Annotated in this window: 26 protein-coding genes; 9 read left to right on the top strand and 17 right to left on the bottom strand. The window is 57.3% G+C overall.

The window, feature by feature from the left end; all coding sequences use genetic code 11:
• The 4 genes from C7476_RS13695 to C7476_RS13710 form a co-directional block, all read right to left on the bottom strand.
• A partial coding sequence (locus C7476_RS13695; protein WP_245426330.1) for a DUF3300 domain-containing protein occupies positions 1-308 on the bottom strand: 308 nt, incomplete at its 3' end.
• A 77-nt stretch (positions 309-385) separates the two neighbouring features.
• Positions 386-745 carry a hypothetical protein gene (locus C7476_RS13700; RefSeq protein WP_245426332.1) on the bottom strand — a complete coding sequence of 120 codons (360 nt, stop codon included), beginning with the start codon at positions 743-745 and terminating at the stop codon, positions 386-388.
• The gene (locus C7476_RS13705; RefSeq protein WP_114430656.1) at positions 742-1,431 is read right to left on the bottom strand and encodes a L,D-transpeptidase; all 690 of its coding nucleotides are present in this window, start codon (positions 1,429-1,431) and stop codon (positions 742-744) included. Before C7476_RS13705 ends, C7476_RS13700 begins: the two co-directional genes overlap by 4 nt.
• Positions 1,428-2,399 carry an ABC transporter substrate-binding protein gene (locus tag C7476_RS13710; RefSeq protein WP_245426334.1) on the bottom strand — a complete coding sequence of 324 codons (972 nt, stop codon included), beginning with the start codon at positions 2,397-2,399 and terminating at the stop codon, positions 1,428-1,430. The genes C7476_RS13705 and C7476_RS13710 overlap by 4 nt, the downstream gene beginning before the upstream one ends.
• Before the next feature lie 135 nt (positions 2,400-2,534).
• Between C7476_RS13710 and C7476_RS13715 the strand changes: the two genes are divergently transcribed.
• From C7476_RS13715 to C7476_RS13725, 3 genes are all read left to right on the top strand, one after another.
• Complete coding sequence (locus C7476_RS13715) at positions 2,535-3,167, top strand: response regulator (RefSeq protein ID WP_114430479.1); 633 nt, start codon at positions 2,535-2,537, stop codon at positions 3,165-3,167.
• Positions 3,168-3,169: 2 nt separating this feature from the next.
• Positions 3,170-4,528, top strand: coding sequence for an alpha/beta hydrolase (locus C7476_RS13720; RefSeq protein WP_245426336.1), 1,359 nt, complete (start codon positions 3,170-3,172; stop codon positions 4,526-4,528).
• A gap of 308 nt (positions 4,529-4,836) precedes the next feature.
• Positions 4,837-5,121: a hypothetical protein gene (locus C7476_RS13725; protein ID WP_147274651.1), complete on the top strand. Its 285-nt coding sequence runs from the start codon at positions 4,837-4,839 to the stop codon at positions 5,119-5,121.
• Positions 5,122-5,155: 34 nt separating this feature from the next.
• Here the strand turns inward: C7476_RS13725 and C7476_RS13730 are convergent, their stop codons facing one another.
• Positions 5,156-6,901 (bottom strand): tetratricopeptide repeat protein, encoded by a 1,746-nt coding sequence (locus C7476_RS13730; protein WP_114430481.1) that lies wholly within the window; start codon positions 6,899-6,901, stop codon positions 5,156-5,158.
• Positions 6,902-7,052: 151 nt separating this feature from the next.
• Entirely contained in the window at positions 7,053-7,283 is a 231-nt protein-coding gene (locus C7476_RS13735; protein ID WP_425373986.1) for a hypothetical protein, read from the bottom strand.
• A gap of 436 nt (positions 7,284-7,719) precedes the next feature.
• Between C7476_RS13735 and C7476_RS13740 the strand changes: the two genes are divergently transcribed.
• The 5 genes from C7476_RS13740 (at position 7,720) to C7476_RS29395 (ending at position 11,701) form a co-directional block, all read left to right on the top strand.
• On the top strand, positions 7,720-8,103 hold the full coding sequence (locus C7476_RS13740; RefSeq protein ID WP_245426337.1) for a YidH family protein: 384 nt from the start codon (positions 7,720-7,722) through the stop codon (positions 8,101-8,103).
• A 28-nt stretch (positions 8,104-8,131) separates the two neighbouring features.
• Complete coding sequence (locus tag C7476_RS13745) at positions 8,132-9,715, top strand: arylsulfatase (protein WP_114430483.1); 1,584 nt, start codon at positions 8,132-8,134, stop codon at positions 9,713-9,715.
• Positions 9,716-9,781: 66 nt separating this feature from the next.
• Positions 9,782-10,651 carry a bile acid:sodium symporter family protein gene (locus C7476_RS13750; protein WP_114430484.1) on the top strand — a complete coding sequence of 290 codons (870 nt, stop codon included), beginning with the start codon at positions 9,782-9,784 and terminating at the stop codon, positions 10,649-10,651.
• Positions 10,648-11,613, top strand: a complete 966-nt coding sequence (locus tag C7476_RS13755; protein ID WP_245426341.1) for a formylglycine-generating enzyme family protein — start codon at positions 10,648-10,650, stop codon at positions 11,611-11,613. The genes C7476_RS13750 and C7476_RS13755 overlap by 4 nt, the downstream gene beginning before the upstream one ends.
• Positions 11,576-11,701, top strand: coding sequence for a DUF1622 domain-containing protein (locus C7476_RS29395; protein ID WP_425373988.1), 126 nt, complete (start codon positions 11,576-11,578; stop codon positions 11,699-11,701). Before C7476_RS13755 ends, C7476_RS29395 begins: the two co-directional genes overlap by 38 nt.
• A gap of 43 nt (positions 11,702-11,744) precedes the next feature.
• Here the strand turns inward: C7476_RS29395 and C7476_RS13765 are convergent, their stop codons facing one another.
• From C7476_RS13765 to C7476_RS13775, 3 genes are all read right to left on the bottom strand, one after another.
• Positions 11,745-13,457 (bottom strand): cache domain-containing sensor histidine kinase, encoded by a 1,713-nt coding sequence (locus C7476_RS13765; RefSeq protein ID WP_181872438.1) that lies wholly within the window; start codon positions 13,455-13,457, stop codon positions 11,745-11,747.
• A 251-nt stretch (positions 13,458-13,708) separates the two neighbouring features.
• Complete coding sequence (locus C7476_RS13770; protein WP_114430486.1) at positions 13,709-16,861, bottom strand: efflux RND transporter permease subunit; 3,153 nt, start codon at positions 16,859-16,861, stop codon at positions 13,709-13,711.
• The gene (locus C7476_RS13775; RefSeq protein WP_114430487.1) at positions 16,858-18,060 is read right to left on the bottom strand and encodes an efflux RND transporter periplasmic adaptor subunit; all 1,203 of its coding nucleotides are present in this window, start codon (positions 18,058-18,060) and stop codon (positions 16,858-16,860) included. The genes C7476_RS13770 and C7476_RS13775 overlap by 4 nt, the downstream gene beginning before the upstream one ends.
• 182 nt (positions 18,061-18,242) lie before the next feature.
• On the opposite strand from C7476_RS13775, the gene C7476_RS28685 reads away from it, so the two are divergent.
• Positions 18,243-18,374 (top strand): cysteine rich repeat-containing protein, encoded by a 132-nt coding sequence (locus C7476_RS28685; RefSeq protein ID WP_281032702.1) that lies wholly within the window; start codon positions 18,243-18,245, stop codon positions 18,372-18,374.
• 16 nt (positions 18,375-18,390) lie between these two features.
• Here C7476_RS28685 and C7476_RS13785 read toward each other — a convergent pair whose 3' ends face one another.
• From C7476_RS13785 to C7476_RS13820, 8 genes are all read right to left on the bottom strand, one after another.
• A complete protein-coding gene (locus tag C7476_RS13785; RefSeq protein ID WP_114430489.1) occupies positions 18,391-19,320 on the bottom strand; it encodes a dihydrodipicolinate synthase family protein in 930 nt (309 codons plus the stop codon).
• A 9-nt stretch (positions 19,321-19,329) separates the two neighbouring features.
• On the bottom strand, positions 19,330-20,286 hold the full coding sequence (locus C7476_RS13790; protein ID WP_114430490.1) for an ABC transporter ATP-binding protein: 957 nt from the start codon (positions 20,284-20,286) through the stop codon (positions 19,330-19,332).
• Positions 20,283-21,305, bottom strand: coding sequence for an ABC transporter ATP-binding protein (locus tag C7476_RS13795; RefSeq protein ID WP_114430491.1), 1,023 nt, complete (start codon positions 21,303-21,305; stop codon positions 20,283-20,285). The genes C7476_RS13790 and C7476_RS13795 overlap by 4 nt, the downstream gene beginning before the upstream one ends.
• 8 nt (positions 21,306-21,313) lie before the next feature.
• Positions 21,314-22,231 carry a dihydrodipicolinate synthase family protein gene (locus C7476_RS13800; protein WP_114430492.1) on the bottom strand — a complete coding sequence of 306 codons (918 nt, stop codon included), beginning with the start codon at positions 22,229-22,231 and terminating at the stop codon, positions 21,314-21,316.
• Positions 22,232-22,249: 18 nt separating this feature from the next.
• The gene (locus C7476_RS13805; RefSeq protein WP_114430493.1) at positions 22,250-23,125 is read right to left on the bottom strand and encodes an ABC transporter permease; all 876 of its coding nucleotides are present in this window, start codon (positions 23,123-23,125) and stop codon (positions 22,250-22,252) included.
• Position 23,126: 1 nt separating this feature from the next.
• Entirely contained in the window at positions 23,127-24,086 is a 960-nt protein-coding gene (locus tag C7476_RS13810; RefSeq protein ID WP_114430494.1) for an ABC transporter permease, read from the bottom strand.
• 62 nt (positions 24,087-24,148) lie between these two features.
• On the bottom strand, positions 24,149-25,729 hold the full coding sequence (locus C7476_RS13815; protein WP_114430495.1) for an ABC transporter substrate-binding protein: 1,581 nt from the start codon (positions 25,727-25,729) through the stop codon (positions 24,149-24,151).
• Entirely contained in the window at positions 25,726-26,457 is a 732-nt protein-coding gene (locus tag C7476_RS13820) for a FadR/GntR family transcriptional regulator (RefSeq protein ID WP_114430496.1), read from the bottom strand. The genes C7476_RS13815 and C7476_RS13820 overlap by 4 nt, the downstream gene beginning before the upstream one ends.
• Positions 26,458-26,616 lie beyond the last annotated feature (159 nt).

Here is a 26,616-nt window from a genome sequence, read left to right on the forward strand (position 1 = left end):
GACGGATCGGGTTTCGCATCCGGCTTTGCTTTCGCCTGATCCTGAAACCGCGCCGCCTGGACGATCTGTAGAGGGTTGAGCGCGGCCGAAAGCACAAGGGCCACAAGGTCGTCGGGATAGAGCGCGATGCGCGCGGTCAGCGTTTGAAGCTCCGCCGCAGTCAGTAGTGCCGGCGCCGGTGCCACCGGTGCGGCCGGCGCCGTTGCGGCAGGCGCAGGCTGCGTTTGCGTCCAAGCCTGTATGCCCGGCCCGCACATCAGTAGCGCTGCCGAAGCGACCACGGCAATCGTTTTTTGGTGCAATGACATAGCGGCTCTCCTCAAATCCCACGTTCTGACGACGTGCAGCACCCGGCTAATTTCTTGCAGCCGGTTCGTTCAGGACATCAAACCTTTTCCACAGACAGGACGGCTCCGGCGGAGTCGATCAGGCAAGTCGAACGTTGCCCCTTGGAGTCGAGGATGATCTGATATTTGCCACCATCCACCGCGGCCGAACTCACGGGAAGAACCGTCGCGCTGTCGCCGCCAAACTTTGTCGCCGAAGCGCTGGCGCAGGCCAGTTGCAAATCGGCTGGTGCCGTCTGCGCCGTGTTTCTCGCCATGTTTTCGGGTGTGGGGCTGTTATCCGACACACATCCTGCCAGCGCCAAAATACCACTCGCAACAATAATGAAGTTGATATTTTTCAAATGTCCTCGACCTGATTTGCAAAGCATCGTTTTCCCCCTGACTTTGCTGCTCAAACACCTTTGTAGAGTGATGCGCCCTGCATCAGCACGATCACTTTCGCTCCGACCTGGATCTGCGAAGCGAGATCGACAATGTCTTCATTGTTCATTCTGATGCAGCCCGACGACACATTGAGCCCGATAGACCAGGGCTCGGGCGTGCCATGGATGCGGTAGATGGTGTCCTGATCTCCCTCGTAGAGATAAAGCGCGCGTGCCCCGAGCGGATTGTCGGGACCGCCTGGCATTCCCCCTGCAAATTTTACAGCTTTGGGATCGCGTGCCACCATCTCGGCTGGCGGCGTCCAGGTTGGCCATTCGGCTACGCGGCCGACGCGCACTATACCCGCCCATCCGAAGCCATCACGGCCAACGCCAATTCCATATCGAACGGCCTGACCGCCGCCTTTGACGAGATAAAGGAAATGCTGGTTGCCATCAATGATGATGGTCCCCGGTTTTTCCGCGGTCCGGAACGGAACCACCTGCTTGCGGAATGCCTCGGGCACCTGGCCATTCGCCGCGTAATATTTGCGGGCCTTCTTGCTGTCATAGGCGATCCAGGTCCGGGTCTTCGTATCGTAGATCTGGGTCTTTGGAACCTGGGCCAATCCCGCCGCGATACCGCCAATGATTAATCCTGCTACAGCCAGAAAAGTCGCTGAATACATACCGAGAAACGATGCGGAACTTCTTTTCATTTCGCCGTCCCCTTCAACCATTTTTCTACCCGGTCGGCGTTCTTTCCGACCCATGCCTTGGCGTAGTCTGCTGGCGGTTGCCGGTCGACTTCGACCGCATAGCTCATCTCGGTGATTTCGTCGGGCGTGAAATCGATGTTCTCCAGAAACCTGGTGACTTCCGGTTTGCCCGTGGCCAATGTCTTCGAGTAGGCGATATGAAAGCGCGCGGTATCCCAGGCGACGGGTGCATTCGATTTGGCCAGCCAATCGGGGTCATCCGCTGGCAGGATTACATGCCACTTGGACGCGTCGTATGCGGGCTCATCAAGTTTGACGATGTCATGCAGCTTGAAGACGACATGGGGGCTGTAGCAGGCAAAAATAATCGGTGTATCTGTCGCCTCGGCCGCATCGACCGCCGCCATGCCCATTTCCTCCGGCATTTCGAGAAGCCGCATTGTCTTGGCATAACCATAACTGTTGGCCCGAATACGTTCGATGACTGTGGATGACCAGGCCTCGGCGCCAATCCACATCTCTCCCTGTCCATCCCCGTCCGTGTCAAAGGCTGCAGTCTTTTTTGGATCGAGGAGATCGGCGACCGCATGGATGCCCGTTTTATCGACTGTCTGCCTGGTCGTGCAAATGCCCTGCCATGCGGGGACGCCGAAATCCGCGAGCTGGACTTTATTGCCGTATTTCTCCACGAGCGAATTGAGATTCGGCAGCCAGACCTCCGGATGGACATCGACCTCCCCGGAAGCGAGCCCGGCGAAAGCGGTCATCGTCCCCATCTCCTCGACATCGACGCTCATATGCATATTCGCTTCGAGGGTTGTCTTGATGATGTTTGCGGTAACCTGGCCCGACGGCCAATTCGGCATGGCGACAACCAGATCGGCTGCAATTGAAGTCGCGGGAAACGTCATCCAGATTGACAGGACCAATCCCGCAAATTGACCGAGCCTCGTTAATCGTTGCCTCATCTGCCACGCTCCCACATGATATGATCGGCATTAGCAAGCATCGATTGCATTATCGTAAGTACGTAACTGTTAATTTTTGCCGGAAAAGCGTTTCCGGTGTAGAACTTAAGAGTCCATTCGGACGCGTGGGGTGGTATGACAAGGATTCTGATCGCGGATGACCATGAGATCGTCCGGCAAGGCGTGAAAGCGATCCTGTCAAAGCGGGATCGCTGGGAAATCGTCGGTGAAGCAGCCGACGGCCGGGACGCTGTCGGGCAGGCGCGACTGACCGAACCGGAAATCGCCATTCTCGACTACGCCCTGCCCTTCATCAATGGTGTGGAAGCGGCACGGCAAATCCGCCTGCACAGTCCAAAGACCGAGGTCCTGATATTTACCCAGCACGACAATGAAGCTCTGCTGCGCAATATTCTTGAAGCCGGCGTGCGCGGCTACCTGCTGAAATCCGATGCCACGCAATACCTCATCCAGGCGGTGGAAGCATTGGAGCACCGCCAGCCGTTCTTTACGAAGACGGTGTCCGACATGCTCGTGTCATCCTATCTCGCTAAATCCGATGCTGCGTCGAGCATTCTCACCTCGCGCGAAACGGCAGTGGTCAAACTGATCGCCGAGGGGCACAGCAACAAGGAGACGGCAGCAGTGCTTGGCCTCAGCGAGAAGACCATCGAAAGCCACCGGGCAGCTGCAATGCGGAAACTGGATGCCAAGTCCACCGCCGCGCTTGTTCGATATGCGATACGAAACCGGTTGATCGAGGCTTGACGATGGTTTCGCGCGCAATACTCAAGCACTACAATTGGTCACCCGCCGCAATTTCCTCGAGCGAAAGCATCGATATGCATGACACCTCCGGAGCGATTGAGCTTCTGCCGCCACCCAGGTGCAATCGCGTGGCCGCGTTGCCAGTCCTCGGGCTTTTGCTCACGCTCGCATTGGCCGGTTGCGCCGGGCATGCCAAAGGCGTAATGACGCCAGTGGCTGTGACGGGTGCAACCGGTGGTTCAACAGTCGACATGCTCGTCGTGACCAGCCGCGTACCCTCGCACGATCCGGCGACGTTGTTTACAGGGGAGCGCAGCCCGACGCCCTATTTAACGGATATCACTGTATCCATCCCTTCCGATGCCAAGCGCAAAGCGGGAACAGTCCAGTGGCCGAAAAAGGTACCGCCGAATCCGGAAACGGACTTTGCCGTGACAAAAGTGCAGCAACTCAATTCCCCCGAAGAGGGACGCGCCTGGTTCCGCCAGCATGTCGTTAACGGGCATGCGATGGTTTTTGTCCATGGTTTCAACAACCGCTACGAAGATTCGGTATTCCGCTTCGCCCAAATTGTCCACGATTCCAAGGCGAAGGTAACGCCGATCCTGTTTACCTGGCCCTCGAGGGCACGCGTCTTCGATTATAATTACGACAAGGAGAGTACCAACTTCTCGCGCACTGCGTTGGAACAGGGACTGCAGACGCTTTCCAAGGACAAGGACGTCAAGGAAATCACGGTCATGGCCCACTCGATGGGAACATGGCTTGCCATGGAATCGCTGCGGCAGATGGCGATACGCGACGGCCGGGTGCAGCCCAAGATAAAGAACGTGATCCTCGCCTCGCCCGATATCGATGTCGATGTCTTCGCAAGGCAATGGAACGAACTCGGCAAGGACAAGCCGAAAATCACCATCTTCGTGTCGCAGGATGACAGGGCCTTGAAGGTGTCGCGCTTGATCTCGGGTGATGTCGATCGTCTTGGTGCGATCAATCCGGCGGCAGAACCTTACAAGACCAAGCTGGAAGCGGCCGGAATAACCGTCGTTGACCTGACCCAGGTCAAAACCGACGACGGGCTGCGCCACGGCAAATTCGCCGAAAGCCCGGAAATCGTTCAGCTTATTGGACAGCGGCTCGTGACGGGCCAAACCCTTACCGATTCAGACGTTTCCTTCGCTGACGGCGTGACGGCGGTCGTGGCCGGAAGCGTCGGTACCGTGGGCAAAGTCGCCGCCACGACCGTGACCGCGCCGCTCACCGTGCTCGAGGGCAACAGGATCGAATATAGACGCCCTAAATCCGACAGGGTGCACGAGACCCTGAACAGCAAGTCTCCAACGCCCGAGCTGAGCTATTGAATTGGGCGAGGCTGTTTGCTCAAGGAAATGACTCCCCTCGCCAAGGCGGTGGAGGGGGCCCGAGCGTGTCCGTAACTGTCCGACTTCGCGGTGGGTGCAAGGCGAATTCGCCAATCGCCGGCCCCGCCCGGGCGGGCCAACGGGAAGGGAGGCACCCTGTTTGCCCGTAACGATGCTGGTCCAAAATAATGCACGGAGCAACGATGTTACTGTAACATCGTTGCAAGAAATCCGGCCTCAACGCATCTTTGTTGCCTGAAGGCATTTCTCGCGCCGATTCCGGCAAAAATACTGAAACAGGCTACCGCATGAAACGCATACTGCCAGCTCTTCTAATCCTGCTCTGCGCCTCGGAGATCGCCGCGCCCGAGCCGCTGCAATCGCGTATGCTCCAGCGGCAAACGGCTCGCGCCATCCGCAATGCGGGGTTCTGGTGCGACAGGATCACCGACGCCAGGATCGACAAGGCACGATCTGCTGGCGGCGCCACGATCGTGCAGGTGACCTGCGATGACAAAACGACGTTCGCGCAATACAGCCTGACCATGAACGCCGACAACAGCAAGGTAACGAAAATCGAACCTTGGAAGTGAACGCTCCCGGTTTCGTAGCCAAGAGACGTTACTTTTAGTTGGATGCGTCAGCCACCGGAGCAGGCAGGACAAAACCCGCCTTCGTCAGTCCCGCACCAAGCTGATCGACGATCTCCGGCGAATAGTGGCGGGCCGCCATGTCGGAGCGGAACGATGCGGGGAAGTGCTTGCGCTTGGCGTTCAGACGTTTCGCTGCTTCGTCTATCTCTGCGGCGTTGTTCATCTGGCCAGCTGCCGCAAGTTCAAGAACATTGGCGATATAGTTTTCCGATCTTCCCATCTGTTGAACGCGAAGCAGAGCTTCCGCAAATTCTCCCCGCCGGTAAGCGTCGAGCGCAAGCGTAAGTTCGGCATCGCCAGGCGGGACACCATCGATCATCTCCGCTTTGATCGCCATGCCCGCACCCTCCGCCCATCGCCCTGCGGCGAACAGCATCGCTCCGAGCTCGGCCGGAATAAGACTATTGCCGGGATTGAGTCCCATTGCACGATAACCGGACACGAAAGCCGCTTCCCTCAGGTCATTGCGGAATTGTGCCAGCATTTGGGCATATCCGGCACGGTCGGACATAGGGGCGAGCGAAACGGCTTTGTCTGCCAGCGTCAGTGCCTGCGCAGTCAATTCGGTCGGCGCTTCAGGCGCGTCCAGCTCAAGATTGACGATTGCGAGTTCGGCGTTGATGTCCGGATCGTTCGGCGCGTTCAGCAGCGATGCAACGAGACAGGTTTGCACCTCTTGTAGCAGGCTTGTATCGACCTGCTCGAGAGCGACGGCGGACCGCAGGACGCAACCATTGCCAAACGTCGGCGACGCCAGTTCACGTGTCAACTCGAGGCTGTTGATCACGCCGCGTGTGCCGGCAAACCGGTTTGCCAAGTCCGTTATGAGTTCGCGGCGAACATCGATCCCCGGCCTTCTGTCGACGTCGACACGCTCGACTCCGGAGCGCAGGGCTTCTCCCGTCGCGGGATTGACAACCTGCCACCAGACCGCGCGGTCGTGGTCGCCAGGGTGATATTTGAGGATGACCTGATACCGGCTATCCACTCGACTTTCGTAACCAAACAGGGACCCTGCTGCCGATCGGATTCCGCCCGCTTCCGACGGCTTGTCTCCTGCAGCAAGCTTGAGCGTCTGATACTGCGACAGGGCCGTCATCAGGTAGTCGCGGATAAGCCCGGCCTCTATATCCGTCTTGTCACCGGCCAATTTCATTTCGATGGCAACATTTGGCTTGTCCGAAAAAACAGGACCTGTTCCAGAAAGATACCACAAGAAACCGCAAGCGGCGGCTGCAAGTCCTGCAAGAATGAGCCGCCGATTAAAGGTCATGCTCGTCCAGCCGGAATCTGCACTCCCTGTTTCGGACGTATCAAGAAGTTCAGCCTCGTCGAGAGTTTCAGTCTGGGGTGGGGCCTTGGTAAAAACAGGAATATAGCGTCCGCGCGGCAGCTCGATGCGGACGCTACCTTCTTCGGCGTGGGCCTCATAATATTGGGCAAGAGAGGCGCGAAGCCGTGTCGCTTCTATGCGGACAATTGGATCCGTGGTGGGATCAAAGCTGCAGGGGCGACCAAACACATCGACCGCGATGGTATAGGCCTTCACCGCAGCAGCACGGCCCTCGAACATTTCGCTGGCTACAAATCGCAGGAAATTCCTGTTGCGATCGGTCGAGTGAAACTGGGGATCGGACAAGAGCCTGTCCAGTTCCTGCTTCGCCTCCTGTTCGGTGACCTCTTCGGCTTCCGTTGCGTCGACCTTTACGTCAACTTCCATGGCACACCCCCGTGCTTCAGCCTGGACAGAATTGAACGGAACAGGCGAAGAAGCCATAGGGTGAATACCCCAGGTTGCAGTGGAATTATACTGAGACACTGAGATTAGACAGGATTGATCAGGAAACGACGAGCTACGCCAGATTGATTGGTCAAGGTGTTTTGCTGCGCGCAGCAATGCAAATATCAATAACTTCGTTTTCGATATCCGAACACAAGGTCTCATATTCCGCTAATAGTCTATCGTCCGAGGAACCGTTTCGCCGCAAGCGGTCGAGCGTTGCACTCGCTTCGTCGAACGCGTCGCAGAGGCTTACCAAAGTAGAATTCCGGGTACTGAGCATCTGCAGCTGCCCGCGCATCGCGGGCAGTTTGAGCATCAATTTCCAGAGCCCCCTTTGGGATGAAGCCGTTGACATTGCCGATGCTGAACCTCCGCTTCCGTCATAATCCATTCGAGCTATATACCGGCTAGAAAACAGACGAACCGGTGGTTGTACCAAACCCGCGGTTTCTGCCTGACGATAGTGCACAATTGATGCTCGCCGCGGGAGTACGTTACGGTAAAAACCGCGGCGACAGCTCCTAAGGGGCGGAAAATATTCTGATCATCTTCAACGTGGCGGTATGGACTCGTCTCTTCTGGCCCCGCCTTTGTTACCGTTACGTACTTACAAACGGGCACTCCGGTGGCGAACGTGTCCGCGAGGAACAAGGCCCAACGCACTTATGGAACATGCGAACTCAAAATCCCCGTCCGATGCGATTTCGGTGGACCTGTCCGCACGGCGTACCGGAATGTCGTTCCAGCGGACCCGCATGAGCGCCGACCGCACCTTGATGTCGGTGATCCGCACATCCCTTTCACTGATCGGCTTTGGATTTACAATATTCCAGTTCTTCGAGAAGCTGCGCGATGCCGGCACACTCACCCATGCCGGGGCACCGCGCAGTTTCGGACTGGCGCTAGTCCTTCTCGGCATATGCATGCTTGTGATCGGCATCATCTATCACACGCAGTTCATGCTCGAACTTCGACGTACCCGGGAGGAAATGGTGGTGGATGGCATCATTCACGGGGAAAGCCGCTATCCGGTTTCGTACACGCTTGTGACGGCAGTAATCCTGCTTCTTATCGGTCTCTTCGCTGTCGCAAGCATGGTCTTTGATATCGGCCCATTTCAGGATGGAACGGGCAGCTGATTCCTGGCGTAGTCATTCAAGAGGAGTTATGAAGTTGGCTAAGGATAAAAAGAGTGGCAAACCAAAGAAGGGTGGAGGTCAACCCAATATTCTCGTTATTTGGGGTGACGATATCGGCATCTCCAATCTGAGCTGCTACAGCCGCGGCTTGATGGGATATCAGACGCCCAATATCGATCGCCTCGCCAAGGAAGGCATGATGTTTACCGACAGCTATGGTGAGCAGTCGTGCACGGCCGGAAGGTCTTCCTTCATCACTGGCCAGAGCGCTTACAGGACAGGCTTGTCCAAGGTCGGCATTCCAGGCGCATCGGCCGGGCTTCAGCCTGAGATCGTGACAATCGCGGACCTGTTGAAAAACCAGGGTTATGCGACAGGTCAATTCGGCAAGAATCACCTTGGCGACCTCAACAAGTTTTTGCCCACCGTACACGGTTTCGATGAATTCTTTGGCAATCTGTACCACCTCAATGCCGAGGAAGAGCCTGAAATGTATGACTATTTCCCGGAAAAAGACTTTCCGGGCTTTCGGGAAAACATCGGGCCTCGCGGCGTAATTCATTCCTGGGCCCAGGACAAGGACGACCCGACGGAGCAAAAGCGCTGGGGCAAGGTAGGCAAGCAGAAGATCAAGGACACCGGACCGCTGACCACCAAGCGCATGGAAACCTGCGATGAAGAATTCGTCGATGCCGCCAAGGATTTCATCAAGCGGCAGAACAGCGCCGGCAAGCCATTCTTTGTCTGGCTCAACACGACGCACATGCATCTGTTTACGCACACGAAAAAATCGAGCCTCGGACAGGCAGGGCGTTGGCAGTCTCCGTATCATGATACGATGATCGATCACGACAAGAACGTCGGCGATATGCTCGACTATCTCGACGAGCTTGGTATCGCCGGAGACACGTTCGTCATGTATTCCACCGATAACGGTCCCCACATGAATTCATGGCCGGATGGAGGCATGACACCATTTCGCAGCGAGAAGAACTCCAATTGGGAAGGTGCCTTCCGTGTTCCGATGCTTGTGCGTTGGCCAGGGAAGATCAAGGCGGGATCGGTATCGAACGAAATCGTCCAGCACCATGATTGGTTGCCAACCTTCCTCGCCATGGCAGGCGATCCCAACGTGATGGACAAGCTCAAAAAGGGCTATACCGCCAATGGCAAGCCATTCAAGAACCATATCGACGGATATAATCTGCTGCCCTACCTCATCGGTGAAGAAGGTAGCAGCCCGCGCAAGCTCTTCGTCTATTTCAGCGACGACGGCGATGTTCTCGGCATCCGCTATGACAATTGGAAAGTCGTGTTCATGGAACAGCGCTGTCAGGGTACGATGCGGATTTGGGCGGAGCCATTTACGCCGCTGCGGCTGCCGAAGCTGTTCAACCTTAGGACCGATCCCTACGAGCGGGCGGATGTGACATCGAACAGCTACTATGAGTGGCAGTTGTATCACACTTATATTTTGTTTGGCGCCTACACGATTGCGGACGGGTTCGCAGCAACCTTCAAGGATTTCCCGCCCAGTCAGAAGGCGGCGAGCTTCACCATAGACGACGCGCTCGCGAAGATGGCCGAAGCAAGCAGCGGCAAATTCAACTAAAGATCGTCAAGGGCGGCTTTCGCAAGACGGCCGCCCGCCACCCGTCAATCGGCGAGGGAAAGAGACATGACGTTGGCGCAGATCATTGGTTTCGCGATCAATGCGAGTATGTTTCTCATTGTCTTCGCACTTGGATTGCGTGCGACTTTCGATGACATGACGTATCTGTTCCGCAGACCAAGTCTTTTCGTCCGTTCAATTCTCTCCATGAATATTTTCATGCTCGCGGTTGCGGTGCTGTTGTCGTTGCTGTTCAATCTCCACCCGGCCATCAAGATCGCGCTTGTTACGCTTGCCATTTCTCCGGTTCCGCCGGTGCTGCCGGGAAAGCAGGAAAAGGCTGGTGGCTCGGCCTCCTATACAATCGGCCTGCTGGTAGCGACGGCACTGGTTTCGATTGTGCTCGTTCCCCTCGCCATCAGTCTCCTCGGGAGTTCGTTCAACATCGAAATGCACGAACCCGAAAGCGCTATCGCTTCCGTCGTGCTGATCTCCATCATTATTCCCTTGGTAGCGGGCGTCATCGTCCGCCACTTTGCGCCTGACCTTGCAAACCGCACCGAACGCCTGATCTCCCGGTTTGCAACGCTGCTTTTGATCGTCGCAGTCGTACCGGTCCTGTTCATCGCCTGGCACGCCATCTGGGCGTTGATCGGAAACGGAATTGTCATCATGCTCGTGCTGTTCACGCTTATCGGCGTTGCCCTCGGTCACTTCCTCGGTGGTCCCGATCCGGATGACCGCACGGTCCTCGCACTCGCCACAGGAACACGGCATCCTGGTGTTGCAATCGCCATAGCAAGCCTGAATTTTCCCGACGAGAAGGCTGTTATGGCGGTCGTGCTTTACCATCTTGCCATCGGTGCTATCGTCTCGATACCTTATGTCAGGTGGCGCACTCGCATTCATGCAACGCTCCATCCGGAGATGAAATGATGCTCGACCAACCGGAACGAACGCAAACCAACACCGCTCCTTTCGACAACATGGTGTGGATTCCAGGCGGCGAATTTCGCATGGGTTCGGACAACCACTACCCCGAGGAAGCCCCTGCGCACAGGGTCCGGGTCAATGGTTTCTGGATGGACAAGTTTACGGTAACCAACCGCGACTTTGTCCGTTTTGTCGAGGCGACCGGTTATATGACGCTGGCTGAAAGACCGGCCAATCCAGAAGACTATCCGGGGGCTTTGCCGGAAATGCTGGCGCCATCCTCGACGATGTTCAAGAAACCCTCGTCTCCGGTCGACATGAGCAATCATTTCAATTGGTGGGTCTATGTACGCGGCACCAATTGGCGCAACCCGCGGGGTCCCGCCAGCACAATCAAGAAGCTTGGCGATCATCCCGTCGTTCACGTCGCCTATGAGGATGTCGAAGCCTATTGCCGCTGGGCCGGCAAGGAATTGCCGACTGAAGCGGAATGGGAATTCGCCGCCTGCGGCGGGCTGGACGGGGCCGAATATGTCTGGGGAGATGAGTTTACCCCGGGCGGAAAGCACATGGCCAATACCTGGCAGGGCAACTTTCCTTATCGGAACACGCTCGACGATGGATACGAGTATACCTCTCCGGTGGGGTCATTTCCGGCCAACGGCTATGGTCTTTACGATATGGCCGGCAATGTATGGGAATGGACCACCGACTGGTATCGTGAGCACGGCAAGATGACGAGCCCCTGTTGCACGGCGGACAATCCGCGTGGCGGGACGCTTGAGGAAAGCTTCGATCCGCGTCAACCCTCTATAAAGGTCGCGCGAAGGGTGACCAAGGGCGGCTCGCACCTTTGCGCACCAAACTATTGCCGGCGTTACAGACCGGCGGCGCGCATGTCGCAGCCCGTCGATACCTCGATCTCGCATCTCGGCTTCCGCTGCATCGTCCGGCCCAAGCGATAAGACACGCGATGCGGTCACTCCGGCCTGGGACGATATCGGCCGCATTGCGGCGATCGCAGTAGTCCGTACCTTTCTCAACTTTTTTTAGAGCGCGATCAACGCGACATCGGCGAACTTCAGCGCATTCCCGGCTAACCGCGCACTTTCACCGAAATCGTGGTGCCCTTCTTTCCAGTCGAAATATCAAACGTCCCGTCGAGCGGGCGAAGCCGTGCCTCCATGCCGGAAAGACCAACGCCGACATTCCGGCGCTTTCGCCTTTCAATCCCGACACCATCATCCTTGACGGTGAGCGACAGGATCGTATCGGGCTCGCTCCCCTGCCGGATCAGCCTGATCGTTGCCTTGGCGGCGTGGGAATGACGATAGATATTGGTCAGCGCTTCTTGGACAATACGGAAAATGGTGAGTTCGACACCCGGTGGGGGACGTTTTGCCGCCAATACGGGATCGACCCTTAGCTCGATTTCCAATCCGCTTCGTTCCTCAAAACCCACGACGAGCAACTCAAGAGCATTCGGAAGGCCGGATTCGTCAAGCATCGGGGGATGCAGCAGATAGGATAGTGTCCGAAGCTCCTCATTGCTTTGCGAAATGAGTTTCGATGTGCGCGCCAGCGCCCGCGAGGTTTCGCCGTCATTATCGGGCAGGAGGGATTTTACGTTCGCCAATTCCATCGCCGCGCCGATCAGGTGTTGGCCCGTGGAATCGTGAAGATCCCTGGCAATGGAACGGCGCTCCTCATCCTGTGAAACCAGGAGGCGTTCGCTGACGTCGCGCAGCGACTCGTTCGAATACATCAGCGCAATCGAACGGCGTCGTGCGAGCCAGGCTGTGGCGAGAAACGCTGCAAGGGCGATGGCCAGAACGGTACCGTAGACACGTATCGACTGCCGCCAGCCGGCAAGCAGCGCATTCTCGTCAATGCCGTAGGTTACATAGAACGGGAAGCCTTCGACCTTCCGATAGGCTACCAGACGGTTAACGCCTTCCGAGGATGAAACGTGGTGAAGCTCACCGGACACTGGATTCCCGGCTGTCGCCTGCTGAAACCATTCAGGTACTATTGCGCCGCCCTCCCAGAACGGGACATTCACCACGACTTCCCCGTTCCCGCGCAGGAATTGAGCGGCATCCGAGGGAGAAGCCGCTCCATCGAATAGTCTGGTGAAATATTCGATCGGCATCGTGATCAGTATCAACCCGTCGAACTTCCCGTCTGGCTGGCGTAGGGCCTTGCTCATAGTCAAGGAAGGTTGCCCGTACACGCGGCCAATCAACGGGTCGCCTATAAATGTGACGTCCGACGGATGATCCCGATGATGGCGGAAATAATCCCGGTCGTTCACATCGAGCGACCTGTTGCGATAGCCTTCGCTGGTAGAAACGAGTTTGCCGTCGCGGTCGACAAGGGCAATAACGCCCGAGTGCTTCAGAAACTGCTTCTGGGTAGCCAGAAATCTGATCAACCGCTCCGAGGAAGCAATTTCCGGCCATGACATCGGTTCAACCTCCGACGAAATACCCTGAAGTACCATGTCGTTCGCCTCGAGTATCTTGCTGACATAGGCTTCGAGCAGGGCGGTCTTCTGGCGCAACTGGATTTTCGATTGCGAGACCATCCGGTCCCGGCTCTCGACAACACCGACGACGAACACCGTTATGATGACGCCAACACTCATGAGCAACAAGAGGCCATAAGGCAAAAGCGGAAGTGCAGGGGCGTTCATCGGCACGCTGGGCGACAAGGCTTTTCCGTCCGGAAGCATAAGGCCAAGACGCCGCAGAAATGCCGGGACGGCAGCGATGCCCCAGCGATCATTGGACCGACGCAGGATTTTCACCGCCTGCTCCCGATGAGGCGCTTCAATATGCGCGGTATGGTTTTGATTTCCTGTCCGATCATCGTCCCCGAGTGAAAGTTGCTTTTGCCTCACCATGCTACGCTGTTGTTTTCAAACATCCTATCACAGGTCAGTGCTGGCAGCTGCGGCAAAAACTGATCCCCATGGTGCTTTGCTTGCAGAGTGAGCTTGGATCTTAATTCTTCTCCCACGCTGTGCCGGCGCAGTCCGCAAAGGAATCATCGGTTCACTCAAATGTCCAAGGCCTTTACTTCGGCTTCGGCTGGCCGCTTGCGCGTGGCACGCCACTCTTCAAAGCGCTGCATGACGACGAAGAAAGAAGGAACGAAGAGGACAGCAAGACAGGTCGAGGCGATCATGCCACTGAAGACCGTGATGCCGATAGACTTGCGGGCACTTGCGCCAGCTCCGGTCGCGAAGACCAGTGGTGCCACGCCGAGGATGAAGGCAAACGAGGTCATCAGGATCGGCCGGAAACGAGCCCGTGCCGCGCCCGTTGCAGACTCGATGATCGATTTTCCCGAAGCACGCAACTCACGCGCCATTTCGACGATGAGAATGGCATTCTTGGCCGAAAGCGCGAGGAGCAGAATGAGTCCGATCTGCACGTAGAGATTGATCGCGACGTGCAGCCCGAGGAAAATGGAAACAGGACCGATCAAAGACAACGGCGCAGCGAGCAGCACCGATACCGGAGCGATCCAGCTTTCATATTGCCCGGCGAGCACCAGATAGACCAGCAACAGCGCAAGAGCGAAGACCAGGATCATCTGGTTGCCGACCAGCTTCTCCTGATACGACAGCGCCGTCCATTCGTAGCTCGTGCCATTCGGCAGAGTGGCGGCCGCGATCTCCTCCATAAGGTTCATCGCCTCGCCCGACGAAAATGTCGCCGCTGGTACGCCGACGATCGAAGCCGAAGGATAGAGGTTGTATAAGCTGATCAAAGAGGGACCGACGCTCGGTATGATGGTCAACACCGTTCCGAGCGAGATCATGTCGCCATTCTTGTTACGCACAGTCAGGTTGTTGATGCTGTCCGGCGTCAGGCGGAATTGTGCATCCCCCTGGACATAGATCTGGAACACCCGGCCGAACTTGTTGAACTGAGCGACATAGCTTGAGCCGAGATAACTTGCGAGGGTATCGAAAACCAGATCGGTCGTCAGCTGGAGTGATTCAACCTTCTCCCGATCGATCTCCACGGTGTATTGCGGCGCATTGGCCTGAAAAGGTGCATTGACGCTTTGAATGCCGGACTGGGATTCAGCCGCTTTCACAATCGTATTGGTCAGGCTCTGCAGTTTGGCGAGATCGAAACTGCCGTCGCGCAGTTCCGTCTGCATGGTGAACCCGCCGGCATTGCCGATACCCTGGATCGGCGGCGGTGGAAGAACAAGTACCCTGCCCTCGCCTACACCTTTGAGTTTCGCGTTCAGCGTTTTGTAGAGCGAAGCCAGGTCCTCGCCAGGACCGCGCTTGCTCCAGTCATCGAGCATGATGTAGGCAAGGCCCGCATTGGCGAGCGCCGAATTATTGTCGAGGGCAGAGATGCCGGCAATGGTGATGACCTGAGAAACGCCCGGCGTTTCCTTCGCAGCCTTCCCCAGCTCCTCCAATGACTTTTCCGTGCGCCCAAGGGCAGCGCCATCCGGCAGTTGCACAGCTGCCAGAAGATAACCTTGATCCTCGATAGGCAGAAAGCCGGTTGGCGCACGCGACATACCATAACCGGCGGCTGCGATGATGGCGAGGGCGATCACCGCCATGAGGCCGCTGCGCGCTACCATCGAACCGATCACACGGACATAGCCGTTTTCCAGGCGCTGGTAGACCGCATTGAAGCCGCGGAAAAAGAAATTTCGTTGTTCCGGCGGCACCGGGGGCCGCAACCACATGGCACACTGGGTCGGCTTCAATGTGGCAGCATTGATGGCGCTTATGAATGCCGTGGCGGCAATCACCAAGGCAAACTGTGAAAATATCTGACCTGTAATGCCGGGCAGAAACGCCGCGGGCAGAAACACAGCCATGAGAACGAGCGTGATGCCGACGATCGGCCCGAATAGCATATCCATCGCGCTGATGGCCGCGTCATGGCCGGACATGCCGCGCTCCATATTGTGTGAGGCGCTTTCGACCACGACGATTGCGTCGTCGACGACGATGCCGATTGCCAGCACGATGGCGAACAGGGTCGAGAGGTTGACGGAAAATCCCATGGCAGCCATCGCTGCGAAAGCGCCGATGATGGTCACAGGAACAGTCGTCGCGGGCACCAGCATGGCGCGCCAGTCCTGCAAGAAGACGAGAATGACGATCAGCACCAGAAGCGCCGCCTCGAACAAGGTCTTGTAAACCTCCCCGATTGCCTGACTGACGAAGGTCGTCGTGTCGAATGGAATGGAATAAGCAACGCCCTGCGGAAATCCGGCAGCAAGGGTCTTCATTTTGGCGCTTACGCTCTTGGCCACGTCAAGTGCATTGGCACCAGGAGACAGGAAAATCGCGAGGCCTGCGGAATCCGACCCATCGAGCCTGAACACCTGACTATAGGTTTGCGCACCGAGCTCAACGCGGCCGATATCCCGCACTCTTGTCATGCCGCCATTGGCGTCGGTCTTGACGATGACCGCACCAAACGCGTCTGGATCATTGAGGCGGCTCTCGACGTTGATCGTATATTGGAAGGATTGGTTTTCCGGCGCAGGCGGCATGCCCACCTGACCGGCAGTCACCTGCTCGCTCTGCTGCTGCAGCGACTGGATGACGTCCTGCGCCGTCAGTCCGCGTGCCTGCATCTTGTCAGGATCGAGCCAGATACGCATCGAATATTGGCCCGCGCCAAATACCGTAACATTGCCAACGCCGGGGATTCGAGCGATTTCATCTTTCAAAGCGATCGTTGCGTAATTGCTGAGGTAGAGACTGTCGTGGCTGTTGTCCGGCGAGGTCAGCGTGACGATTTCGAGGATCGACGTCGACTTCTTCTGGACATTGACCCCCTGGACCTGCACCGATTGCGGCAATGAGGCGAGCGCAGCTGAAACGCGGTTCTGGACCAGCACCTGTGCTGCGTCGAGATCGGTGCCGATGGCGAATGTGACCGTAAGCGCATAGCTGCCGTCAGAGGCCGCGTAAGACTGCATGTAGAGCATGTCCTCGACGCCGTTCACCTGCTGCTCGATCGGCAATGCTACCGTATCGATCAGCGTGCGGGCGCTGGCTCCGGGATAGCGGGTCGTGACCTGTACGGTTGGCGGCACGACATTCGGATATTGCGCGACCGGCAGCGAATACAGGGAAACAAAGCCGATGACGACCATGAGGATGGCGATCACATTGGCCAGGACGGGCCGTTCTATGAAGAACTTCGAGATCATTGCGCTGCGCCGTTCGCCGCAACGGCGCTAAGATCCTTCAACTGCGGCTCTATCTTCTGGCCGGGTATGGCCGACAGCAGGCCAGTGACGACAATCCGATCTTCCGGTTTGATCCCGGTTGTAACGACACGCAATTCACCAACCAATTGGCCGATCTCGACCTTCCGCTGTTCAACAACATCATCCTTGCCGGCAACGAGGACATAGCGCCCGCTCTGATCACTGCCAATGGCGCGATCCGGCACCAGCAGCATCCCTGGCTCTTCGAACAAGGGAACACGGACCCGGACGAAATAGCCGGGCAGCAATTGCCGATCGGCATTGGGAAGGACGGCACGGACGGCAAGCATGCCGGTCGACGCCGTGATGGTGGGCGCCACATAGTCGAGCGTCCCCACATGGGGGAAACCGGTTTCGCTTTGCGTACCGACTTCGGCACGCACTTTTTTCAAATCCTGCGCGGTCATCCCGCGTTTCACCATATCAGCACGGATGCGCAGCACGTCCTTCTCGCTGACGTTGAAATTGACGTAGATGGGATTGAGCTGGACAATCGTCGCAAGCGCCGTGGTGGACGCGATGACGAGTTCGCCTATCGACACCAGCCGCGCAGTAGCGACACCGTCGAACGGCGCTTTCACCTGCGTGTAGCTCAAATTGAGCTGGGCCTGCTGGACATTGGATGCCGCCTGTTGCTGAATGGCCAGGTCGGCTTCACGTTGCGCCTCCGCCTTCTGCAGATCCTGCTGTGTAGCGAAGGTTTTGGCCACTAGCGCTGCCTGACGTTCGTATTCCGCCTGCGATAACTTTACAGACGCGTCGGCCGATGCCTTTGCGGCATTCGCCTGGTTTAATGCTAGCTGGTAGGATTCGGGCTCGATGACGAAAAGTACCGTACCGGCTTTTACCGCATCCCCGTCATTGTACTCGATTTCCTCGATGAAGCCTTGTACCCGTGCAACCAGCGCAGTCTGGTTAACTGCTGCGGTAGTACCAGTCACCTCAAGATAGGGCGTGACGTTCTGTTTTACCGGGAGCGCCACATCGACCTTAGGCGGCGGTGGCGGAACGTAAGTGTTCTCTTGATTACAGCCAGCTAATGTCAGCCCGAATAATGTGATGCAGGCAAAGCCTAACCTCCGGCGAGCGCCGAAAGAGCGTTCAAATTGCCGTGTGTGCAATCCACTTATTCCGGCCATTATGTCCCCCAATTGGCCTTTGCAGAAAACGCATGATCGATGCTACGTTATTCCGTATCTGAGAGATAGCTCTCCATAAAAAATTGTCGGGGGTTGCGATGCGGATGATTTTGACTGTCATTGGAATTGGGATGTTTTGCAGCTCGGCCATTGCGCAGACTGCTGCCGAACGTGAGGCATGCATGGCGGACTTTCAGAAATACTGCTCCGGCGTTATGCCAGGTGGCGGGCGGGTTATCGAGTGTCTGGCCAAGCAATTGGACAAGCTCACACCCGAATGTAAAAAAGTCGTCCAGTCACACGCTCCGAAATAGCCCGGGCGTTCATTCATCAAATCATGATGTCGCCCAGTTCCTGTTTCGCTGTAACACGCAGGCGCTGAGCTTCGTCTTCGCCAATCCAGCGATACGGAAAGCGTAAGCGTGTACTTACCGGGCCCCAGTTGCCGATCGCGCAAAGCAATTTATCCAGCGCAGCATTTGAGTAGCCGGACTTTTGCCGGAATGGAACGATGTGCTCGTCCATGAATTTGCAGATGCGCTGTTCGATTTCGACGGCAGCGTCAATATCGGTTTGCATGAGGTCGGTCCAACGCTGCGCGCCGCGTGGACTAAGACAGGCGACGTTGGAAAACGCACCTGCCGCCACCCCTTCCCTGATGCCCGTCGCGAGGTGATGCCCCGGCACAAAAAGCGAGATGCCAGGCAGATGGTCACGAGCCTCGGCGTACCAGTTTGCATCACCATCTGCCAATTTCACGCCGGTCACGCCCGGCGTTTCAGCCAATATCGTACCGAGTTCCTTTGGCGAAAGGACGCGTTTTGCATGGGGTGGGTTGTAGAGGATAAGTGGAATTCCGTTGGCAATCCCGGATGCCCTGTTGAGGTAGTCGATTGCCTCTTCGTCCGTCAGCGGCCACCAATCGGGCAAGATGACCTGAATGGCCGCGGGACCCAGTGTAGCTGCGCGCCGGACACGATTCAGCATGATCGTTGGATCGGGCTGACAGGCACCGACGATGAAGGGCATGCCCGCTTTTCGACAACGCTCGGCCAGCATCAGCTGAATGCGATCGAACTCTTCCTCAGTCTGGTTGTGGAATTCGCTAGCGGTTCCGTTGGAATAGATACCATCTACCTTTGCGTCGATCAGGATATCGATTTCAGTACCGAGCTTGCTGAACTCGATGCTGTCGTCCGCTTCGATAGGCAGGAGCAGACTGGCCCAATTGCCGCTGATCGTGTGTTCGCCTGATTTCACATTGCGCTCCTAGTTCAAATCATCACGGATACAGGCCTTGAATTGGCCAGGCGAAACTTCGCGCAATTCCGGTATCGTATGGGCGCAGGCCTCCAGCGCCACCGGGCAACGTGTCCGGAAGACACAGCCGCTCGGCGGATTGGCCGGGCTTGGAATATCACCCTTCAGGATTTGCCGGTTGCGCGGCGCATCCGGATCCGGCGATGGGATCGCGGAAAGCAAAGCACGCGTATAGGGGTGTTGCGGCCGCGCATAAAGATCGGCGCTTGAGGCAATCTCCATGATCCGGCCAAGATAGAGTACGATGACCCGGTCGCAGATATATTCGACCACCGCCAGATCGTGTGAGATGAAAAGCATGGTCAAGCCGAGCCGTTGCTGCAGATCGCGCAGGAGATTGATGACCTGCGCCTGGATCGACACATCCAGCGCAGAAACAGGCTCGTCCGCGACAATGAATTCCGGTGCGAGCGTCAGCGCGCGGGCGATACCAATGCGCTGGCGCTGCCCGCCGGAAAACTCATGTGCATAGCGGTTGACGGCTTCGGCGGGAAGATCGACCTGCACGAGGGCGTTTCGTGCGCGGTCCATGCGCTCCTTGCGGGTGCCAATACCCTGGATCTTCAGGCCTTCTGTCAAAATCTCGCCAATGGTCATGCGCGGCGACAGGCTGGCAAAGGGATCCTGAAATATATACTGCATGCGGGGTCGCGTCCGCCGCATCTGAGCGGCCGAAAGTGTGGTCAGTTCTGTGCCATCGAATTCTACGCTACCCGAAGAAGGTTCGACCAGACGCAGGACCGAACGGCCGATCGTTGTCTTGCCGCTACCGGATTCACCGACCAGTCCAACCACTTCCCCCTTGGCGATATCGAAGGAAATGCCTTCCAGAATATTGAGTTTCGTGCCGCGGGAAACGTAGTGTTTGGCCAGATCGCGGACGGTGAGGAATGGCGCAGCGCTCATCGGCCCACCTCCTGCCACCGTATGCAGCGACTGCGATGCATCGCATTGACCGCGGCGAGCGCGGGCACCGCTGCCCGGCAGGCATCGATTGCATAGCTGCAGCGCGGCGAAAATGCGCATCCGTCCGGCATGTCAGCAAGACTGGGGACAATGCCCGGAATAGCCGCCAATTTCTGCCCGGCCTGCTTCATGCGTGTTGCTTCACCAAGCCGGGGCATCGACGCCAGAAGTCCGAGCGTATAGGGATGGCGCGGGTTGCGAAACACCTCACCGACAGGCCCCTCCTCCACGATACGCCCGGCATACATGACCGCGACGCGATGGGCGATCTCTGCCACCACACCGAGGTTGTGGGTGACGAAAAGCATGCCCATGCCGCGTTCGCGCTGCAGCTTGATCAAAAGATCGAGTATTTGCGCTTGGATGGTCACGTCGAGCGCCGTCGTTGGTTCGTCGGCAATCAGCAGCGTCGGATCGCAGGCAAGCGCCATGGCGATCGTCGCGCGCTGTCGCATGCCGCCCGAAAGCTCGTGCGGATACTGTCCCGCCCGGCGCTTGGCATCGGGGATGCCCACTTGATCGAGAAGTCCGACCGCCGAATTCATTGCTGATTTCCGGTCGGCGTCGCGATGAATGCGGATCGGCTCAGCGATCTGATCACCAACCGTAAACACCGGGTTGAGACTGGACATTGGCTCCTGGAACACCATGCCGATGTCGTCGCCGCGGATTCTCCGCATCTGTTTTTCATCCAGCGTGACGAGATCGCGGATAGCGCCATCCTTGCTTTTGAAGTGGATACTTCCGGCGGCAATCGCACCGACATTGCGGGTCAACAGGCCCATGACCGACAGGCTGGTCACGGATTTGCCGGAACCGGATTCGCCGACAAGCGCAACGGTTTCGCCGGCAGCGACCGATAGGTCGATACCATCGACTGCAGTGATCTCGCCGCCGCGGGTGCGGAAGATTGTCCGCAGCCCGCGAATGTCGAGAATGGGATCGACGCGCTCGTCCATATCCGGTCTCAGCCGAGCAGTCCGGTAGAGAGCAGAATCGCGTCAATCCGAGCGGATTCTGCAGCATCGAGTGCTTGCCTCGGTCTCGGCATGACGTTCGTATCGATGATGCCAAGGCTGCGCATGGCGGTCTTAAAACCGCCCACGCCGGACGCTCCACCGCTGACGCGGCTTTGCGCGATCCAGACGATTTCGAACAGGCGGCAGAGCCGTTCCTGCTCCTTGCGCGCTGCCGCCCAATCGCCGCGCTGCGCAGCATCCCACAGACGGACGTAGCCGTGCGGATCCACATTGGCGAGTCCCGGGACCACACCATGCGCGCCCATCGACAGTGCATTGTCGACGACGATTTCGGAACCGGTCATCAGGAAGATATCCCTGTGCTCGGCGAGATCCAGCAAGGCGTACCGGAAATTGCCATCATCGCCACTTGAATCCTTGAGGCCGATAATGGTGCCTTCCTTGGCCAGCGTCGTCACTGTCGATCGAGCCAGCTTGGCGTGAACGCAGACAGGGATGTCATAAGCGACAAGCGGAATGTCGACGGCATCCTTGATATAGCGAAAATGGTCAATGATTTCGGGCTGGCTGGTGACGGTGTAGTATGGTGCTGTCACGACGACGGCGGCTGCACCTGCCGCCTTGGCAACCTTCGCATGGCCAATGACATTGTCGGTCGTTGCATCGAGAACGCCGGCAATGACCGGCACGCGGCCATTGACGACTTTGACCGAGTGTTCGAGAATTTCCCGCCTGGTCTTTTCATTGTGGAACACGACTTCACTGGTCGATCCGAGCACGAACACGCCGTGGCAGCCTGCGCCGAGCAGATGTTCGAGCACGCGCGTGTATGATGGGTAGTCTACAGTGAAATCCGGATTGAGAGGTGTTACGACGGGAGGAACAACCCCATGAAATTTGGTCATTTTCGCTTTCTTTCTTTGTCAGTTCAGTTCGGCGCGAGGATCGAAGGCATCCCTTAGACCGTCGCCAATAAAGTTGATTGCAAGGACGGCAAGAACCAGCGCCCCACCAGGGAACAGCCATTGCCAGGGGAATTGTTCGAGAACGGCCGTCGAGCGCGCTGCGTTGAGCATGTTGCCCCAGCTTGCGGCGGGCGGCGCAATACCGAGTCCGAGGAAGGACAGCCCGGCCTCAAGAAGGATTGCATTGGCAATCTGCAGCGTCGCATAGACGACAAGGATATCGATGGAGTTCGGCAGGCCATGCCGGAACAGCAGATGCCCGAGCCCTGCTCCCATGCCGCGCGATGCCAGGACAAAGTCCCGCTCCCGTAGTTCAAGCAGCCTCGAGCGGATCATGCGCGACAGGAGTGGCCATGACAGCAGCGAGATGACGAGCACCGTCGGCCCGATGCCCGTACCGGCAATCGACGCCAGCACCAGCAGGAAGATGACGGGCGGCAGGGTCATCACCAGATCGACGAAACGCATGGTGACAGCATCAGCCCAGCGACCGGCAAGTGCCGATATCGCACCGACGAGAAAGCCGATGATCGCCGAGATGATGGTCGAGGCTACCGCGACCAGCAGGGAAATGCGGCCACCCTCCAGAACACGCACAAAAACATCGCGGCCAACACCATCGGTTCCGAACCAATGGGTAGCCGTCGGTCCGCTGTTCATGGCAAGCAGATCGATATCGTTCGGCTTGAATGTCCACCACAAAGGATAGGACAGGATCATCGCGAGCATCGGCAGAATGATGCAAACACCGAACAGCGCCGCCTTGTTGTGGCCGAAGCGGTGGAATGCACGCGCCATCGGACCGGGACTGTGTGATGGGGTACGTGCAAGCATCTCAACCCACCTTGATGCGCGGATCGATGACCGCATAGGTGATATCGGTCAAAAGGTTGACGACGATCACGCAGGCCCCGATGATCAGTGTTGCGCCCATGATGATCGGATAGTCGCGCGTCTCGACAGCATTCACCAGCAACAGGCCCATGCCTGGCCAATTGAACACGCTCTCGATGAAAATCGCGCCGCCGATCGCGAGACCGATGGTCGAGCCGATGACCGTCACCACGGGCAGCAAGGCGTTGCGCAGCGCGTGCTTGGCGATGACCCAGAATTCCTTGACGCCCTTCGCCCGCGCCGTACGCACATAATCCTGATTGAGTACTTCAAGCAGTGACGAGCGCATGTAGCGCATGATCAACGCGGCTTGGGCGATTGAAAGGAGCGCCGCGGGCAAGATCAGATGATGGAGCAGATCTCCTATGGAAAATTCCGCACCCGGCGTCAGCATGCCGCCTGACGGAGCCCATCCCAGGCGAACGGCGAATACATAGAGGCCGATCAGCGCGCTCAGAAATGCCGGGCTCGAAATGCCGACAAGTGCAAAGACCGAGAATGAGAGGTCCACCGGCGAGTTCCGCCGCGTCGCGCTGATAACACCAGTGGCGATCCCCGCGATAATCGCGATGACCAATGCCGATCCCATCAACAGGACTGTGGGACCGATGCGCGACAACACCAGATCCAGCACCGGCTGATCCTGGCGCTTGATCGAGAAGCCGAGATTCCCGGTGATGGCCTGTTGCAGCCATGCCAGATATTGAACCGGCAAGGGTCTGTCGAGCCCAAGCTGGCTGCGCAGTTCGGCAAGCTGCTCTGGTGACATCGGTATGTTCGGATCGATATATGCATCGATCGGATCGCCGGGGGTGAGACGCAACAGCAAGAAAATAAGCACGCTCAAAGCAAGGAGCATACCTACTCCTATCAGCAGACGTCGAAGGCTGTATTGAAGCATTTTCGTTCCGTTTTGCCGGGGTGGCCAGCGCCACCCCTCGAACCACGATCAGGCGCGAGCGATTATTCGCCGAGTGACCATTTTTCCGGATGAGCCTGATAGGGGCCACCACCCGGTGCCGGCGTCCAGATGAAATCCTTGACCTTTGACGACACGACGCCATAGCGGTTCGCCACCCACAGAGTTGCCCATGGCAGGTCGGAATTCATGACCTTGCAGACATCCTGATAGTGGCCGTCACGTTTGGCGGCATCGGGCTCTGCGAGAGCGGCATCCAGCGCCTTGTTGAGTTCCGGCATACGTGCACGCACCACATTGGGACCTGCTGGCGGGATCTGCTTTTCATTAAGACCAACATTGATGCTGCCCGCGTCAGGTCCGTTCTGCAGGCCCGCATAGACCAGCTGGAACTGCGCGACGTCCGGCTTCGGGTTCAGGACGATGCTGTTGTACGTCGGCGTATCGACGGCGCGCGGCACGACATTGATCCCTACCTGCGAAAGCATGGCTTGCACGGCGGCGAGCACGTTGGTCGCGAGAGGTGTAGTGTAGTAGGTCAGAAGGGTAATCGGCTTGTCGCCATTGATCTGCGACCATCCAGCTTCATCCAGAAGTTGCTTAGCCTTTTCCGGATCGTAGGCGTAAGGGTCAATACCCTGGGGGACCAGCTGGTCCGCGACATAGGCGCAATTTGCCGGCTTGGCAGCACCCGCATAGAGGCTCTTGATGATGGCGTCGCGGTTGATCGCATACATCACCGCCTTGCGGACCCGCGGATCTTTCCAGATCGGTGACTCATGATTGAAGCCGAGGTAGTTGACGACGAAGCTGTCACCTTCGATGACCTTGAAAGCTTCATCGCCCTTGAATGTCGACACATCATTGGAGTCGACATAGGTAAACTGGATCTCGCCGGCGCGAAGGGCAGCGATCGCGGCTGCCGGATTGGCGAAGTATCGGTTGATCACCCGCTCGAGTGCGGGTTTGCCGCCGCGATAGTCGGTATTGGCGGCAAGTTCCACATATTGATCGGTGACGTATTTGGTGAACTTGAAAGGTCCGGTGCCGATTGGCGAGGTAGACCACCAAGCGTTTTTGGCGAGTTGATCTGCCGGTATCGATGACAATGCATGTTCGGGCAGCATCATCACCTTGGTCATTGTGTCGAGAGTGCTTGCACTTGGGGCACCCAGCTTGACGATCAGGGTATGATTGTCCGGAGCTTCGACGGACGAGACTGCTTTCAATCTTGCGGCAAGCACCGATCCCGATTTAGCATCCATGGCCAGACCCATGGTAAACTTCGCGTCCTTGGAGGTGAAAGGCTTTCCGTCATGCCATTTGGCATCCGCAAGCTTGAAAGTATATGTCATTTGATCCGGACTGACTTCGTAGCTATCCGCCAGCACGCCGACAACTTTCTGGAGTTTCTCGTCATAGGTGACGAGCGGCTCAAAATAGACACTGAGCCACGTAAATCCGGCTGTGGCCGCAAGCGGGTTGAAATTTCCCTGAAATCCTCCCGGGCCGACATCGAATCCGCCAGACAGCGTTGCAGCCTGTGTGGCAGGTGGCACTAATGTTACGCCTCCGATCAGCGCGGCAGACAGTGCCAGTGCTGAAGCCATCATTCGTAGTTTCATGGTATCCTCCCATTGAATGTATTGGTCTTGTTATGTGCAATCACTCGAGCGATCCCCTCGTAGTGACTGTCGAGGCGGTTGCGGGCGTCTTCGAGATTTCTTGCCTCGACTGCGTCAACGATCGCCTCATGATCACGCCATGTCGCCATCGGATCCGTGTTTTCCAGGTTGACGAAATCGGACGCCTTGTAGAACGCGAGCCAGAAGACCTCGATGAGCCGCACCAGCGTCTCATTTTCCTGACAACGGAAAAGCAGCCGATGGAAAAGCCTGTCTTCGTCGACAAATGCTTCATTCCGCTCGGCATGAACGCGCATGCGGGCGACGACCTGCCGTAGCTCCTGGATATCTTCGTCGGTGATTTTCTGCAGCGTTTTGGCGATCAATCCGACTTCAAGAGTCCTGCGAATCTCCAGCACTTCCTCGATCTGGCGCAGCGCCCCACCCAAGCCATAGGCGAGGTTGTCAAGCAGCGGCTCGAAGGAGAATGCCTTGACGAAGACGCCGACGCCACGCCGCGACTCCAGAACACCAACCGACTCCAATGCCTTGATGCCTTCACGTAGCGAGTTCCGGCTGACGCCGAGCTGGCTGGCCAGTTCGCCTTCGGGGGGCATCGGCGCCCCTGCTTCCAGGCCATTTTCGTTGATGTAAGCCCGCAAGCTTTCTTGCACGGACACATGCAGCAAAGGCGCGCGGTGCAGAGGCTTGAGGGATTTGAACGCCATTATGCGGATTCCAATCTCAGTGGTGGTACGGTTTAGACTAGATAGCCACTTGTAGGATATCTGTCAACAGGACAAGATTTATGGACTACTTTCGAGATTTTCACAACTCAATGTGAAGATGTGAAAATAGTAATCTGTTGACAGTCTTCAATTTGCTCC

Origin of the sequence: Phyllobacterium bourgognense, assembly GCF_003337575.1 — a bacterium.
In the GTDB taxonomy this organism is placed as follows: Bacteria; Pseudomonadota; Alphaproteobacteria; order Rhizobiales; family Rhizobiaceae; genus Phyllobacterium; species Phyllobacterium bourgognense.

Coding starts and splice junctions, on each gene's coding strand:
- C7476_RS13705 (WP_114430656.1), bottom strand. CDS start 1,431: ATGAAAAGAAGTTCCGCATCGTTTCTCGGTATGTATTCAGCGACTTTT.
- C7476_RS13710 (WP_245426334.1), bottom strand. CDS start 2,399: ATGAGGCAACGATTAACGAGGCTCGGTCAATTTGCGGGATTGGTCCTG.
- C7476_RS13715 (WP_114430479.1), top strand. CDS start 2,535: ATGACAAGGATTCTGATCGCGGATGACCATGAGATCGTCCGGCAAGGC.
- C7476_RS13720 (WP_245426336.1), top strand. CDS start 3,170: ATGGTTTCGCGCGCAATACTCAAGCACTACAATTGGTCACCCGCCGCA.
- C7476_RS13725 (WP_147274651.1), top strand. CDS start 4,837: ATGAAACGCATACTGCCAGCTCTTCTAATCCTGCTCTGCGCCTCGGAG.
- C7476_RS13730 (WP_114430481.1), bottom strand. CDS start 6,901: ATGGAAGTTGACGTAAAGGTCGACGCAACGGAAGCCGAAGAGGTCACC.
- C7476_RS13740 (WP_245426337.1), top strand. CDS start 7,720: ATGAGCGCCGACCGCACCTTGATGTCGGTGATCCGCACATCCCTTTCA.
- C7476_RS13745 (WP_114430483.1), top strand. CDS start 8,132: ATGAAGTTGGCTAAGGATAAAAAGAGTGGCAAACCAAAGAAGGGTGGA.
- C7476_RS13750 (WP_114430484.1), top strand. CDS start 9,782: ATGACGTTGGCGCAGATCATTGGTTTCGCGATCAATGCGAGTATGTTT.
- C7476_RS13755 (WP_245426341.1), top strand. CDS start 10,648: ATGATGCTCGACCAACCGGAACGAACGCAAACCAACACCGCTCCTTTC.
- C7476_RS13770 (WP_114430486.1), bottom strand. CDS start 16,861: ATGATCTCGAAGTTCTTCATAGAACGGCCCGTCCTGGCCAATGTGATC.
- C7476_RS13775 (WP_114430487.1), bottom strand. CDS start 18,060: ATGGCCGGAATAAGTGGATTGCACACACGGCAATTTGAACGCTCTTTC.
- C7476_RS28685 (WP_281032702.1), top strand. CDS start 18,243: ATGGCGGACTTTCAGAAATACTGCTCCGGCGTTATGCCAGGTGGCGGG.
- C7476_RS13790 (WP_114430490.1), bottom strand. CDS start 20,286: ATGAGCGCTGCGCCATTCCTCACCGTCCGCGATCTGGCCAAACACTAC.
- C7476_RS13795 (WP_114430491.1), bottom strand. CDS start 21,305: ATGGACGAGCGCGTCGATCCCATTCTCGACATTCGCGGGCTGCGGACA.
- C7476_RS13800 (WP_114430492.1), bottom strand. CDS start 22,231: ATGACCAAATTTCATGGGGTTGTTCCTCCCGTCGTAACACCTCTCAAT.
- C7476_RS13805 (WP_114430493.1), bottom strand. CDS start 23,125: ATGCTTGCACGTACCCCATCACACAGTCCCGGTCCGATGGCGCGTGCA.
- C7476_RS13810 (WP_114430494.1), bottom strand. CDS start 24,086: ATGCTTCAATACAGCCTTCGACGTCTGCTGATAGGAGTAGGTATGCTC.
- C7476_RS13815 (WP_114430495.1), bottom strand. CDS start 25,729: ATGAAACTACGAATGATGGCTTCAGCACTGGCACTGTCTGCCGCGCTG.
- C7476_RS13820 (WP_114430496.1), bottom strand. CDS start 26,457: ATGGCGTTCAAATCCCTCAAGCCTCTGCACCGCGCGCCTTTGCTGCAT.